The organism is Streptomyces sp. NBC_01618, from assembly GCF_045209435.1.
Lineage (GTDB): Bacteria > Actinomycetota > Actinomycetes > Streptomycetales > Streptomycetaceae > Streptomyces.
Window position 1 is genome coordinate 3,088,631 of the sequence record NZ_CP109297.1, and the last position, 12,756, is coordinate 3,101,386.

Consider the following 12,756-nt stretch of genomic DNA (forward strand, 5'->3'; position numbering starts at 1 on the left):
TGATCCGGCTCCGGGGCGATCACATATCAGGTAAGGCGGGAGCTTCGGCGAAGGCGTCGATGATTGAGTGAGATCATGGACGGCTTCGAGATCGATGAGAACTTGGTGCGCTCCCTGGTGCGAGAGCAGCATCCTGACCTTGCAGAGTTGGACCTGCGTGAGGTGGTCGGCGGCTGGGACAACCAACTGTGGCGTCTCGGGGACGAGTTGGCCGTGCGCATGCCGCGCACGGAGCGCGCACCGTCCCTCCTGCGCAACGAGCACCGGTGGCTGCCCGCCCTGGCCCCGTGCCTTCCGCTACCGGTCCCGACCCCCCTGCGGATCGGTGAACCCTCCGCACGCTTCCCGCGGCCATGGACCATCGCGACATGGGTTCCCGGCGAACCAGCCGACCGCGCCCCGATCAGCCACGACCGCGCGGCCGACACTTTGGCGGGCTTCCTCGAGGCGCTCCATGTGAAGGCGCCCGCCGAGGCACCGGTCAGTCCAGATCGCGGCGTTCCCCTCAAAACGCTCACGGACGGCTTCGGAAAGATACTCGAGGACGTCGCCTCCGAAGCCGTTGCCGTCGATCTCCGGAATATCCAGGACGTCTGGGACGAGGCCCTTGCGGCTCCCGACTGGGAGGAGCTGCCGGTATGGCTGCACGGCGACCTTCACCCGGCAAATGTCGTCGTCCTGGACGGGACGCTCTCGGGCGTGATCGACTTCGGTGACATGTGCGCAGGCGATCCGGCGGTCGATCTCGCGGCTGCGTGGGTACTCCTTCCCGCGGGGGCGGCTGCACGGTTCTTCGACGCGTACGCGCACGCGGACGAGGCGACGATCCGGCGCGCACGAGGGTTGGCTGCCCTGAAGAGCCTTGTCCTCATCCTCATTGGCCGGGCCGGGGAACGGGGCCTGCCCGGCGGCAAGCCGACGTGGGGACCCGCGGGCCGGGCGGCGCTCGACCGTGTTCTGGCATCAGTCTAGGAAGCTACGCGGTCTCCTGGCCACATACACACGTCCGGCCCCCGACGCACACATCGGGGGCCGGACGCCAGGGCGACAACCGTCCTACGGCAGGTTCCTTGCCATCACGATGCGCTGGACCTGATTCGTGCCTTCATAAATCTGCGTGATCTTGGCGTCGCGCATCATCCGCTCCACCGGGTAGTCCCGTGTGTAGCCGTAGCCGCCGAGCAGCTGGACCGCGTCCGTGGTGATCTCCATCGCGACGTCGGAGGCGAAGCACTTGGCCGCGGCGCCGAAGAAGGTGAGGTCGCCGTCGAGGCGCTCGGACTTGGCGGCGGCGGAGTAGGTGAGCTGGCGGGCCGCCTCCAGCTTCATGGCCATGTCGGCGAGCATGAACTGGATGCCCTGGAAGTCGGCGATCGGCTTGCCGAACTGCTTGCGCTCCTGGACGTAGCCCTTGGCGTAGTCGAGGGCGCCCTGGGCGATGCCGAGGGCCTGGGCCGCGATGGTGATGCGGGTGTGGTCCAGGGTCTTCATCGCGGTGGCGAAGCCGGTGCCCTCCTCACCGATGATGCGGTCGGCGGGGATGCGGACGTTGTCGAAGTAGACCTCGCGGGTCGGGGAGCCCTTGATGCCGAGCTTCTTCTCCGGGGCGCCGAAGGAGACGCCCTCGTCCGACTTCTCGACGACGAAGGCCGAGATGCCCTTGGAGCGCTTGGTCGGGTCGGTGACGGCCATGACCGTGTAGTACTCGGAGACGCCCGCGTTGGTGATCCAGCGCTTCACGCCGTTGAGCACCCAGAAGTCTCCGTCGCGCACGGCCCTGGTCTTCATGCCGGCCGCGTCGGAACCCGCGTCGGGCTCGGAGAGGCAGTACGAGAACATGCCGTCGCCCTTGGCGAGCGGGCCCAGGTACTTCTTCTTCAGGTCCTCCGAGCCGGACAGGATGACCGGGAGCGAGCCGAGCTTGTTCACGGCCGGGATGAGCGAGGAGGAGGCGCAGACGCGGGCCACCTCCTCGATCACGATGACCGTGGCGAGGGCGTCGGCTCCCGCGCCGCCGTACTCCTCCGGTACGTGTACCGCGTGCAGGTCCGCGGCGGTCAGGGCGTCCAGCGCCTCCTGCGGGAAGCGCGCCTCCTCGTCGACCGCCGCCGCGTAAGGGGCGATCTTCGCCTCGGCGAGCGCACGCACCGTCTCCCGGAGCATCTCGTGCTCCTCGGCCGGACGGTACAGGTCGAAATCGGTCGAACCCGCCAAGACGCTCACTCCCCAAGATGCTAACTACCGTTAAGTAACCCAATTTTAGGGCCCGGCTCCGGAAATGGCCTATGCCATGCGTGCGTGAGCTTGGCGACAGGGGTGGGAGAAGCTGCTCAGGCAGCCGGAAACCGGGCCTTCGGGGGCACGACTATGCTCGTTCACCGCACGTCTGTCCGCATCTCTCAGGAGCACTACATGGCCCTCAGGATCACTGTGATCGGTACCGGCTACCTCGGCGCCACCCACGCCGCGGCCATGGCGGAACTGGGCTTCGAAGTGCTCGGCCTCGATGTCGTGCCCGAGAAGATCGAGATGCTGAGCAGTGGCAGGGTCCCGATGTACGAGCCGGGCCTGGAGGAGTTGCTGCGCAAGCACGTCGAGGGCATCGAGGGGTCCACGGGGCGGCTGCGGTTCACCACCTCCCCTGAGGAGGTGGCGGCCTTCGGCGACGTCCACTTCGTCTGCGTGAACACCCCGCAGAAGCACGGCGAGTACGCCTGCGACATGAGTTACGTCGACGCCGCCTTCGAGTCGCTGGCGCCGCATCTGACCCGGCCCGCCCTGGTCGTCGGGAAGTCGACCGTGCCGGTCGGTTCGGCGGCCCGGCTCGCGGCGCGGCTGGCGGAGCTGGCACCGGCGGGCGCGGACGCGGAGCTGGCCTGGAACCCGGAGTTCCTGCGCGAGGGCTTCGCCGTCAAGGACACCCTGCACCCGGACCGCATCGTCGTCGGGGTGGCGAGCGAGCGGGCCGAGAAGCTGCTGCGCGAGGTGTACGCGGTGCCGGTCGCCGAGGGGTCGCCGTTCGTGGTGACGGACTTCCCGACCGCCGAGCTGGTGAAGACCGCGGCCAATTCCTTCCTGGCCACGAAGATCTCGTTCATCAACGCCATGGCGGAGGTCTGCGAGGCCGCCGACGGCGATGTGAAGAAGCTGGCCGAGGCGATCGGGCACGACGAGCGGATCGGGTCCAAGTTCCTGCGGGCCGGAATCGGCTTCGGCGGCGGCTGTCTGCCCAAGGACATCCGGGCCTTCATGGCGCGCGCCGGTGAGCTGGGCGCGGACCAGGCGCTGACCTTCCTCCGCGAGGTCGACTCCATCAACATGCGGCGCCGCGGGCACATGGTGGAGCTGGCCCGGGAGGCCCTGGGCGGCGATTCGTTCCTCGGCAAGCGGGTGGCGGTCCTGGGCGCCACGTTCAAGCCGGACTCGGACGACGTACGGGACTCGCCCGCGCTGAACGTGGCCGGGCAGATCCATCTGCAGGGCGGCCAGGTCACCGTCTTCGACCCGAAGGGCATGGACAACGCCCGACGGCTCTTCCCCACCCTCGGCTACGCCGATTCGGCGCCGGCCGCGGTGCGCGGCGCGGACGTGGTGCTGCACCTGACGGAGTGGCGGGAGTTCCGCGAGCTGGACCCGGCGGCGCTCGGCGAGGTCGTCTCCCGCCGGATCATCCTGGACGGCCGCAACGCGCTCGACAGCGAGCTGTGGCGCGGGGCCGGCTGGACGTACCGGGCGATGGGGCGGCCGAAGGCCTGACAGCGCCCGGCCGTCCGCACCTTCAGCCGCGCTTCGCGCGGTAGATGCGCATCTTGGCGCGGGCCCCGCACACCGACATGGAGCACCAGCGGCGGCGCCCCGCCGGGCTGCGGTCGTAGTACGCCCATCGGCAGTCCTCGGCCTCGCACGCCTTGAGCCGGGCCCAGGTGCCGTCGGCCGCAGCCGCCGCGATGGCCGCCGCGACGCGGGCGGTCAGCCCGGCCGGTTCGGCGACGGGGCGCAGCGCGGCGACGCCCGCCGCGTCCACGGTGACGCGCAGGGGCGCTCCGGCGAGGAGCCGGTCGAGCGGGGGCGCCGGGGAGCCGTCCGGCGGGCGGTGGCCGGCGTGGGCGAGGCAGGCGGTACGGAGCGCCTCGCGCAGGACCCGGGCCTCGGGGACGTCCGGCTCCGCGAGACCGAAGGCGGCGCGCCCGTCCGCCGTGTCGAGGGTGTCCGCGCCGGTCTCGATGTCCAGCGTGTTGACCAGGGCCTCGATCAGGGCGAGTCCACCGGGCGCGGATTCCTTCCCATTCATGGTTGCGACGTTACCTCCAGTGCGGGAGCATGCAGTAACGGTTACCTGTTGAGCCCGCTTAGGGGTAACCGGCTGCATCCATCTGTCCAGAGGAGGAATTGTCATGCCTGTCGCCACCCTGGGTACCGTCGTTCTGGACTGCCCCGACCCGGCCGCGCTCGCCGGTTTCTACGCGGGGCTGCTCGGCGGAGAGATCGTGCCCGGCGGGGAGGACTGGCTGGAGCTGACCGGAGCCGGGGGCACGCTCCTCGCGTTCCAGGCCGCGCCCGGTTTCGTACCGCCTCGGTGGCCGAGTGCGGACGCATCGCAGCAGATCCATCTGGATCTGACCGTGCCGGATCTGGACGCGGCGGAGAAGGAGGCGCTCGCGCTGGGTGCGACCGTGCTGGACGCGGAGGACCGGGAGCGCACGTTCCGGGTGTACGCCGATCCGGCCGGGCATCCGTTCTGCCTGTGCGCGTGTTAGACCGACCGGCAAATGGGGGGCGGGAGAAGGAGCGGGGCTGGGTGCGTGCAGCTGCAAGGCGGAGGATTGAGGCAGATGGGGTCTCCCCTGCTCGAGCGAAGCCGAGAGCTTGGGGAAGGAGCGTTGGTGATTGACGACAACGCCGGAGGGGGTCCCCCCTGGCCCTTAAGGCCTTGGGGGAGCGCGTGCCCGGCCCCGCGACGCCGCCCCCCATTTGCCGGTCGGTCTTAGGTACCGGGTTCGTCCGGCGACCGCGCTGTCCTCGGTCGCCGGACGCTTGACTAGGCCCGGCCGTCCAGTTGCCCGATCGTGGCGTGCGACGGGGCGCGGCGGGTGCTCAGCTCGCGTGCGACGTCCTCGGCGTCGCGCAGCACCCGTACCGCGTTCTGCCAGGTGAGCTTGGCGAGGTCGGCGCCGGACCAGCCGCGGCCGAGCAGTTCCGCGATCAGGTTCGGGTAGCCCGCGACGTCCCCAAGGCCCTCCGGGAGGAAGGCGGTTCCGTCGTAGTCGCCGCCGATGCCGATGTGGTCGATGCCGGCGACCTCGCGCATGTGGTCGAGATGGTCGGCGATCGTCGCCACGGTGGCGATCGGGCGCGGGTTGGCCGCCTCGAAGGCGGCGTGGATCTTCATGGCCTGCGCGGTGGTGTCGAGGTGGTGCAGGCCGTGGGCGCGCATGTTCTCGTCCGCGGCCTGCGTCCAGGCGACGGCCGCCGGGAGGACGAACTTCGGCACGAACGTCGCCATGGCGATGCCGCCGTTGGCCGGGAGCCGGCCGAGGACGTCGTCGGGGATGTTGCGCGGGTGGTCGCAGATCGCGCGCGACGAGGAGTGCGAGAAGATCACCGGCGCCGTGGAGGTGTCGAGCGCGTCGCGCATCGTCGTGGCCGCCACGTGGGAGAGGTCGACCAGCATGCCGGTGCGGTTCATCTCCCGTACGACCTCGTGGCCGAAGGGCGACAGACCGCCGACGCCGGGCTCGTCCGTCGCCGAGTCGGCCCACGCGATGTTGTCGTTGTGGGTCAGCGTCATGTAGCGGACGCCGAGGGCGTGCAGGGCGCGCAGGGTGCCCAGCGAGTTGTTGATGGAGTGGCCGCCCTCGGCGCCCATCAGGGAGGCGATACGGCCCTCCGTGCGCGCCGCCTCCATGTCGTCGGCGGTCAGGGCGCGCCGCAGGTCGGCGGGGTAGCGGCCGATCAGCTCGGCGACCACGTCGATCTGTTCGAGGGTGGCGCTGACGGCGTCGTCGCCCGCCATGTCGGACCGTACGTAGACCGACCAGAACTGGGCGCCGACACCGCCCGCGCGCAGCCGCGGGATGTCGGTGTGCAGGTGGGCGGACTGGTCGGTGGCGATGTCGCGGGCGTCCAGGTCGTAGCCGACCTGTTCGCGCAGCGCCCACGGCAGGTCGTTGTGCCCGTCGACGACGGGGTACTCGGCGAGGAGCTCCGCGGCCCGCTCCAGCTGCTCCGCACTGTCCACCGGGGCCTACTTCCCGAAGCCGAAGGAGTCGGCGCCCTCGACCTTGGCGCGCAGTCGCTTGCCCTTCTCCGTCGCCTGGTCGTTCAGCTCCTGCAGGAACTCCTGCATCCGGGCCAGCAGTTCGCTGTCGTGCGCGGCGAGGATGCGGGCGGCGAGCAGGCCCGCGTTGCGTGCGCCGCCGACCGAGACGGTCGCGACGGGGACGCCGGCGGGCATCTGCACGATGGAGAGCAGGCTGTCCATGCCGTCCAGGTACTTCAGCGGGACCGGCACGCCGATGACCGGCAGCGGGGTGACGGAGGCGAGCATGCCGGGCAGATGGGCGGCGCCGCCCGCGCCCGCGACGATCACCTTGAGACCACGGTCCGCCGCCTGCTCGCCGTACGCGATCATCTCGCGCGGCATGCGGTGGGCGGAGACGACGTCGACCTCGTAGGGGATCTCGAACTCGTCGAGGGCCTTGGCCGCCGCTTCCATGACGGGCCAGTCGGAGTCCGAGCCCATGACGATGCCGACGAGGGGCGCGGCGGTGGCGGGGGAAGTCATTCGGTGATCGTTCCTCGCAGGTAGTCGGCCGCGTGCCGGGCGCGCTCGCGCACGTCCGCCAGGTCGTCGCCGTAGGTGTTGACGTGTCCGACCTTGCGGCCCGGCTTCACGTCCTTGCCGTACATGTGGATCTTGAGCTGCGGGTCGCGGGCCATGCAGTGCAGATACGCCTGGTACATGTCCGGGTAGTCGCCGCCGAGGACGTTGGACATGACCGTCCAGGTGGCGCGCGGGCGCGGGTCGCCGAGCGGCAGGTCGAGCACGGCCCGGACGTGGTTGGCGAACTGCGAGGTGATCGCGCCGTCCTGGGTCCAGTGCCCGGAGTTGTGCGGGCGCATGGCCAGCTCGTTGACCAGGATGCGTCCGTCGGGCGTCTCGAAGAGTTCGACGGCGAGGTGGCCGACGACACCGAGTTCGGCGGCGATACGCAGGGCGAGCTGCTGGGCCTCGCCCGCGAGCCGCTCGTCCAGCTCCGGCGCCGGGGCGATCACCGTGTCGCAGACGCCGTCGACCTGGATCGACTCGACGACCGGGTAGGCGACGGCCTGGCCGTGCGGTGAGCGGACGATGTTGGCCGCCAGCTCCCGTACGAAGTCGACCTTCTCCTCGGCGAGGACCGGGACACCGGCCCGGAAGGGGGCGGCCGCGTCCGCCTCGGAGCGGACCACCCAGACGCCCTTGCCGTCGTAACCGCCGCGGACCGTCTTGAGGACGACGGGGACGCCTCCCGACCCGTCGCCCGGCCACCGCCCCTCTTCGAGGCGCTGCGCGCCGCCCCCGCTGACTTCCGCCGCGAAGGCCGCGACGTCCGCCGGGTCCTGCACGATGCGGTGGCGGGGGCAGGGCGCGCCGATCTCGGTGAGCTTCGCGCGCATCACCCCCTTGTCCTGGGCGTGCACCAGCGCGTCGGGTCCCGGGCGCACGGGTATGCCGTCCGCCTCCAGGGCCCGCAGGTGTTCGGTCGGTACGTGTTCGTGATCGAAGGTGATCACGTCACAGCCGCCCGCGAAGGCGCGCAGGGTGTCCAGGTCGCGATAGTCGCCGATGACGACTTCGTTCACCACCTGGGCCGCCGAGTCCTGGGGGGTGTCACTGAGGAGCTTGAACTTGATGCCGAGGGGGATGCCCGCCTCGTGGGTCATACGGGCGAGCTGACCGCCACCGACCATGCCGACTACCGGGAACGTCACTCCTCCAGGGTATCGGGCGCCCCGGGGGTCGCCCGACGACGCCCTCCCGGCCGCCCCGCGGGCGGCCGCGTCACAGCATCGCCACACCTGTCGGCCGCTCACAGGCATCCCCCGGACGGGCTGGATAGCATGGCGGGTCCGATGTATCCGACAGACAGGCTGAGCGATCACTATGAGCGAACGGGGCGCACTGCGGACCCGGCTGGATCTGCTGGCCCGAGAGGTCGCCAAGTTCGGCACGGTCGGCGCACTCGGCCTGGTCGTGAACATCGCCGTGTCCAACCTCCTGTGGCGCACCACGGATCTCCAGGTGGTGCGGGCAGGTCTGCTGGCCACGTTCGTCGCCATCCTCTTCAACTACGTCGGCTTCCGCTACTGGACGTACCGGGACCGTGACAAGACCGGACGGACCCGGGAGCTGACGCTGTTCCTGCTGTTCAGCGCGGTGGGCGCGGTCATCGAGACTGGTGTGCTGTACGCGGCGACGTACGGGTTCGGGTGGAACAGCCCGGTCCAGAGCAATGTGTTCAAGATCCTCGGCATCGGCATCGCGACGCTGTTCCGTTTCTGGTCCTACCGGACCTGGGTGTTCAAGGCGCTGCCCGCGAAGGAGACCTTGCTGAGCGCGAAGGAGACCGTGCTGAGCACGAAGGGGTTCCTGAAGCAGGGGCGTACGGAGCAGGTGCCGCGGACCGAGGCGGACTCGGTGCGCCGGTAGCGGATCACCGAGGTGGATCCGGTGCGCCGGTAACCGCCCCCCGCACGGCGCCGTCCGCTCACCGCACCGGGCGTTCCGGTTCCTGTCGCCGCAGGGCTACCCGGCTGAGGAAGAGGGCGAAGACCGGCGGCTGCTGCTGGAGCAGTTCGAGACGGCCGCCGTCCGCCTCCGCGAGGTCCCTGGCCACCGCGAGGCCGATGCCGGTGGAGTTGCGGCCGCTGATCGTCCGCTCGAAGATCCGGGCGCCGAGGTCGGGGGGCACGCCCGGGCCCTCGTCCGTGACCTCGATGACCGCCTGGTTTCCGGTGACGCGGGTGCGCAGCGCGACCGTACCGCCGCCGTGCATGAGTGAGTTCTCGATCAGTGCGGCCAGCACCTGGGCGACCGCACCGGGTGTGCCGACGGCCCGCAGTCCCTGCTTTCCGGAGCGGACGATGGCGCGGCCCTCGCCCCGGTAGGCCGGACGCCACTCCTCGATCTGCTGCTTGACGACCTCGTCGAGGTCGAAGACGACGGCGGAGCCGGTACGCGGGTCGCGGGCGTTGGTCAGCAGCCGCTCCACCACGTCGGTGAGCCGCTCGACCTGGGTGAGGGCGATGTTCGCCTCCTCCTTGACCGTGTCCGGGTCGTCGGTGACCGAGATCTCCTCGATCCGCATGGAGAGCGCGGTCAGCGGCGTCCGGAGCTGGTGCGAGGCGTCGGCGGCCAGCCGGCGTTCCGCGGTCAGCATCCGGGCGATCCGTTCGGCGGAGGCGTCCAGGACGTCGGCGACCCGGTCCAGCTCCGGCACCCCGTACCGCTTGTGGCGCGGACGCGGGTCGCCGGAACCCAGGCGCTCGGCGGTCTCGGCCAGGTCCGTCAGCGGCGAGGTGAGCCTGTTGGCCTGGCGTACGGCGAGGAGCACAGCGGAGATGATGGCCAGCAGCGCCACCGCGCCGATGATCAGCAGGGTGCGGCCGACCTCACGGGTGACGGAGGAGCTGGACTCCTCGACGGTGACCCGCTCGCCCTGCTCCCCCTCGGCGGTGCTTCTGATCACGCTGCCGGTGGGGCGCTCGCCGATTTCGAGGGGGGCGCGTCCGGGGATCTTGACGATCGCGTAGCGCTTGCCGGAGATCTGTTCGGCCAGCAGCGTGGGGTTGATCCGCTCGTCCCCCAGGAGCCGGCTGTCGACGACGCTGATCAGCCGCAGCGCCTCGGAGTCGACGCTCTCCTGGGCGCTGTTGCTGATGGTGCGGCTCTCGACGATGGCGAGGGAGACGCCGAAGACGGCGATCACCACGAGCACCACGGCGAGCGTGGAGTTGATCAGTCTGCGGCGCATGAGTGTTTCTGTACGTCAGCTCTTCTCGAAGCGGAAGCCGACGCCCCGTACGGTCGCGATGTAGCGGGGGTTGGCCGCGTCGTCACCGAGCTTCTTGCGGAGCCAGGAGATGTGCATGTCGAGGGTCTTCGTGGAGGACCACCAGGTGGTGTCCCAGACCTCGCGCATCAGCTGGTCACGGGTGACGACCCGGCCCGCGTCGCGGACCAGGACCCGTAGCAGGTCGAATTCCTTGGCGGTGAGCTGCAGTTCCTCGTCGCCCATCCAGGCCCGGTGCGACTCGACGTCGATCCTGACGCCGTGGGTGGCGGGCTGCGGAGCGGGCTCGCTGGCGCCGCGGCGCAGCAGGGCCCGGACGCGGGCGAGCAGTTCGGCCAGGCGGAAGGGTTTGGTGACGTAGTCGTCGGCACCCGCGTCGAGGCCGACGACGGTGTCCACCTCGTCGGCACGGGCGGTCAGCACCAGGATCGGCACCGCGTGGCCGTCGGCACGGAGCCTGCGGGCGACTTCGAGGCCGTCCATCCCGGGCAGGCCCAGGTCGAGTACGACCAGGTCGACTCCGCCCTGGAGGCCGGCGTCGAGAGCGGTCGGACCGTCTTCGCGGACCTCGACCTCGTAACCCTCCCGACGCAGGGCGCGGGCCAGCGGCTCCGAGATGGATGCGTCGTCCTCTGCGAGCAGTACACGGGTCATGGAGTGATGGTAGTCCGCGCGGGGCGGATGAAGTGGGGTGATCCAAAAGCCCTGCGGCTCCGCAAGGAAAACAGAAGGAGACCTTCGAATATGGGTGTGCGGTTCCACGTTCACCTGTGATCCATGTCTCAAGTCCTTCCATGTCAGGCACTGTCATGTCGTATGGTTGCTCGACGCCTGTTGCACTACTCAAGGACCCTTGGGCAGCTTTTAGCGCCGAGGGTCTCTTTTGTTCTGCCGGCTGGTATCCGCCAGTCGTGAATCAAGTGAATGACCTGTGGCCGGGCCCGGAGCGCGAGATGCGCACCGGGCGTGGATCCCGATGCGGTCGCTCCCCGTCTCCTCGGCCGGCTCCTGAATGGGCCCGGCGGTCGGGACGAATCCCCTGTCAGGCGTGGGGGTGGGACGTGGCCGTGCCGGTGCCGGCCTCCCCCCACCGGGCGCGTCACGCTCACGAGGCGTCGCGTCCCGAGCGAGCAAGGATCGACCATGGCGTCCAGCCTGACGAAGGACCCGGCCAGTACTTCTGGATCCGAGAAGACCTTCTTCGGCCACCCCCGCGGCCTGGCCACTCTCTTCATGACCGAGATGTGGGAGCGCTTCAGCTACTACGGCATGAGGGCACTGCTCCCCCTCTACTTGATCGCCCCCAACGGGCTTCACATGAACCCGGCCACGGCCACGGCGATCTACTCGGTCTACGTGTCGCTGGTCTACCTGCTCGCCATGCCCGGCGGCTGGTTCGGCGACCGTGTCTGGGGTCCCCGCAAGACCGTCGCCATCGCCGGTACCGTCATCATGATCGGCCACCTGGCGCTGGCACTGCCCGCGCAGGGCACCTTCTTCGCCGGTCTCGGACTGGTGGCCATCGGCTCCGGAATGCTGAAGTCCAACATCTCGACGATGGTCGGCCACCTCTACGACGGCCCGGACGACCCGCGCCGCGACGGTGGCTTCACGGTCTTCTACATGGGCATCAACATGGGTGCCTTCGCGGCGCCGCTGGTCATCGGCACCGTCGGTGAGAGCGTCAACTGGCACCTGGGCTTCGCGCTCGCCGCGGTCGGCATGGGGCTGGGCCTCGCCCAGTTCCTGATGGGCACCCGCCACCTGAACGAGCGCAGCCTCGTCGTCCCGAAGCCGCTGTCCGCCGCCGAGCGGACGAGCACGCTGCGCAAGGGCCTGATCTGGCTGGCCGTCGCGGCCGTCTTCTACATCGTCACGGTCGCCACCGGCGTCTACACGCTCAACTGGCTCCTGGTCCCCATCACCATCGCGGGCCTGGTCATACCGGTCGTCGTCCTGACGCGCATCAAGCGCGACAAGGAACTCAGCGCCGTCGAGCAGTCGAAGATGTCCGGCTACATCTGGTTCTTCGTCGCCGCCGCCGTCTTCTGGATGATCTACGACCAGGGCGGTTCCACGGTCGCGATCTTCGCCGACTCCTCGGCCGACAACAGCGTCTTCGGCTGGAACTTCCCGGTCTCCTGGTACCAGTCGGTCAACCCGATCCTGATCATGGCGCTGGCCCCGCTCTTCGCCACCTTCTGGCTGGCGCTGAACCGCCGCGGCAAGGAGCCCAGCACCATCGTGAAGTTCAGCTCCGGCCTGGTGCTGGTCGGTGCGTCGTTCTTCCTCTTCCTGATGCCGCTGACGATCGCGACCGACGGCCACAAGGCCGCCGCGATGTGGCTGGTCGCGATCTACTTCGTCCAGACGATCGCCGAGCTGACGCTCTCCCCGGTGGGGCTCTCCGTCACCACGAAGATGGCTCCGGCCAAGTACGCCAGCCAGATGATGGGTGTCTGGTTCCTGGCCGTCACTGCCGGTGACTGCATCACGGGTCTGCTCTCCACCGCGGGTGTGGAGCTCAACGGCACCGGCGTGGTCACATTTGAGGCCATCCTCGCCGTCGCCGCGGGTATCGCGGTCTTCATGTACCGCGGCAAGGTCAAGCAGCTCATGGGCAGCGTGCGCTGACGCACCCGCCCCGGCTGCGCGAAGGGCCGCCGCACACCGACGCTTCGGTGTGCGGCGGCCCTTCGCG

Annotated in this window: 12 protein-coding genes; 5 read left to right on the forward strand and 7 right to left on the reverse strand. The window is 69.8% G+C overall.

Features of this window, described 5'->3' with window-relative positions:
• The first annotated feature begins 75 nt into the window (after positions 1-75).
• Positions 76-972, forward strand: a complete 897-nt coding sequence (locus OH735_RS14400) for an aminoglycoside phosphotransferase family protein (RefSeq protein WP_406386556.1) — start codon at positions 76-78, stop codon at positions 970-972.
• Positions 973-1,056: 84 nt separating this feature from the next.
• On the opposite strand, the gene OH735_RS14405 is transcribed toward OH735_RS14400, so the two are convergent.
• Positions 1,057-2,214: an acyl-CoA dehydrogenase gene (locus OH735_RS14405; protein WP_404253769.1), complete on the reverse strand. Its 1,158-nt coding sequence runs from the start codon at positions 2,212-2,214 to the stop codon at positions 1,057-1,059.
• A 198-nt stretch (positions 2,215-2,412) separates the two neighbouring features.
• Here OH735_RS14405 and OH735_RS14410 point away from each other — a divergent pair, with 198 nt between their 5' ends.
• Entirely contained in the window at positions 2,413-3,756 is a 1,344-nt protein-coding gene (locus OH735_RS14410; RefSeq protein WP_406381894.1) for a UDP-glucose dehydrogenase family protein, read from the forward strand.
• A 22-nt stretch (positions 3,757-3,778) separates the two neighbouring features.
• Here OH735_RS14410 and OH735_RS14415 read toward each other — a convergent pair whose 3' ends face one another.
• Complete coding sequence (locus OH735_RS14415; RefSeq protein WP_406381895.1) at positions 3,779-4,291, reverse strand: CGNR zinc finger domain-containing protein; 513 nt, start codon at positions 4,289-4,291, stop codon at positions 3,779-3,781.
• 103 nt (positions 4,292-4,394) lie between these two features.
• Between OH735_RS14415 and OH735_RS14420 the strand changes: the two genes are divergently transcribed.
• Positions 4,395-4,757 carry a VOC family protein gene (locus tag OH735_RS14420; RefSeq protein ID WP_406381896.1) on the forward strand — a complete coding sequence of 121 codons (363 nt, stop codon included), beginning with the start codon at positions 4,395-4,397 and terminating at the stop codon, positions 4,755-4,757.
• 281 nt (positions 4,758-5,038) lie between these two features.
• Here OH735_RS14420 and OH735_RS14425 read toward each other — a convergent pair whose 3' ends face one another.
• From OH735_RS14425 to OH735_RS14435, 3 genes are read right to left on the reverse strand one after another with little or no spacing between them, the layout of a single operon-like run.
• Complete coding sequence (locus OH735_RS14425) at positions 5,039-6,238, reverse strand: dipeptidase (protein ID WP_406381898.1); 1,200 nt, start codon at positions 6,236-6,238, stop codon at positions 5,039-5,041.
• 6 nt (positions 6,239-6,244) lie between these two features.
• Entirely contained in the window at positions 6,245-6,784 is a 540-nt protein-coding gene (purE, locus tag OH735_RS14430) for a 5-(carboxyamino)imidazole ribonucleotide mutase (RefSeq protein WP_406381900.1), read from the reverse strand.
• The gene (locus tag OH735_RS14435; RefSeq protein ID WP_406381901.1) at positions 6,781-7,974 is read right to left on the reverse strand and encodes a 5-(carboxyamino)imidazole ribonucleotide synthase; all 1,194 of its coding nucleotides are present in this window, start codon (positions 7,972-7,974) and stop codon (positions 6,781-6,783) included. Before OH735_RS14435 ends, purE begins: the two co-directional genes overlap by 4 nt.
• A gap of 172 nt (positions 7,975-8,146) precedes the next feature.
• Between OH735_RS14435 and OH735_RS14440 the strand changes: the two genes are divergently transcribed.
• The gene (locus OH735_RS14440) at positions 8,147-8,692 is read left to right on the forward strand and encodes a GtrA family protein (RefSeq protein ID WP_406381902.1); all 546 of its coding nucleotides are present in this window, start codon (positions 8,147-8,149) and stop codon (positions 8,690-8,692) included.
• A gap of 58 nt (positions 8,693-8,750) precedes the next feature.
• Here the strand turns inward: OH735_RS14440 and OH735_RS14445 are convergent, their stop codons facing one another.
• Together OH735_RS14445 and OH735_RS14450 are read right to left on the reverse strand one after the other, a co-directional pair.
• Positions 8,751-10,016 carry an ATP-binding protein gene (locus OH735_RS14445; protein WP_406381903.1) on the reverse strand — a complete coding sequence of 422 codons (1,266 nt, stop codon included), beginning with the start codon at positions 10,014-10,016 and terminating at the stop codon, positions 8,751-8,753.
• A 15-nt stretch (positions 10,017-10,031) separates the two neighbouring features.
• On the reverse strand, positions 10,032-10,709 hold the full coding sequence (locus OH735_RS14450) for a response regulator transcription factor (RefSeq protein ID WP_393766672.1): 678 nt from the start codon (positions 10,707-10,709) through the stop codon (positions 10,032-10,034).
• Between the two features lie 489 nt (positions 10,710-11,198).
• On the opposite strand from OH735_RS14450, the gene OH735_RS14455 reads away from it, so the two are divergent.
• Positions 11,199-12,689, forward strand: a complete 1,491-nt coding sequence (locus OH735_RS14455) for an oligopeptide:H+ symporter (protein WP_406381905.1) — start codon at positions 11,199-11,201, stop codon at positions 12,687-12,689.
• Positions 12,690-12,756: the final 67 nt, after the last annotated feature.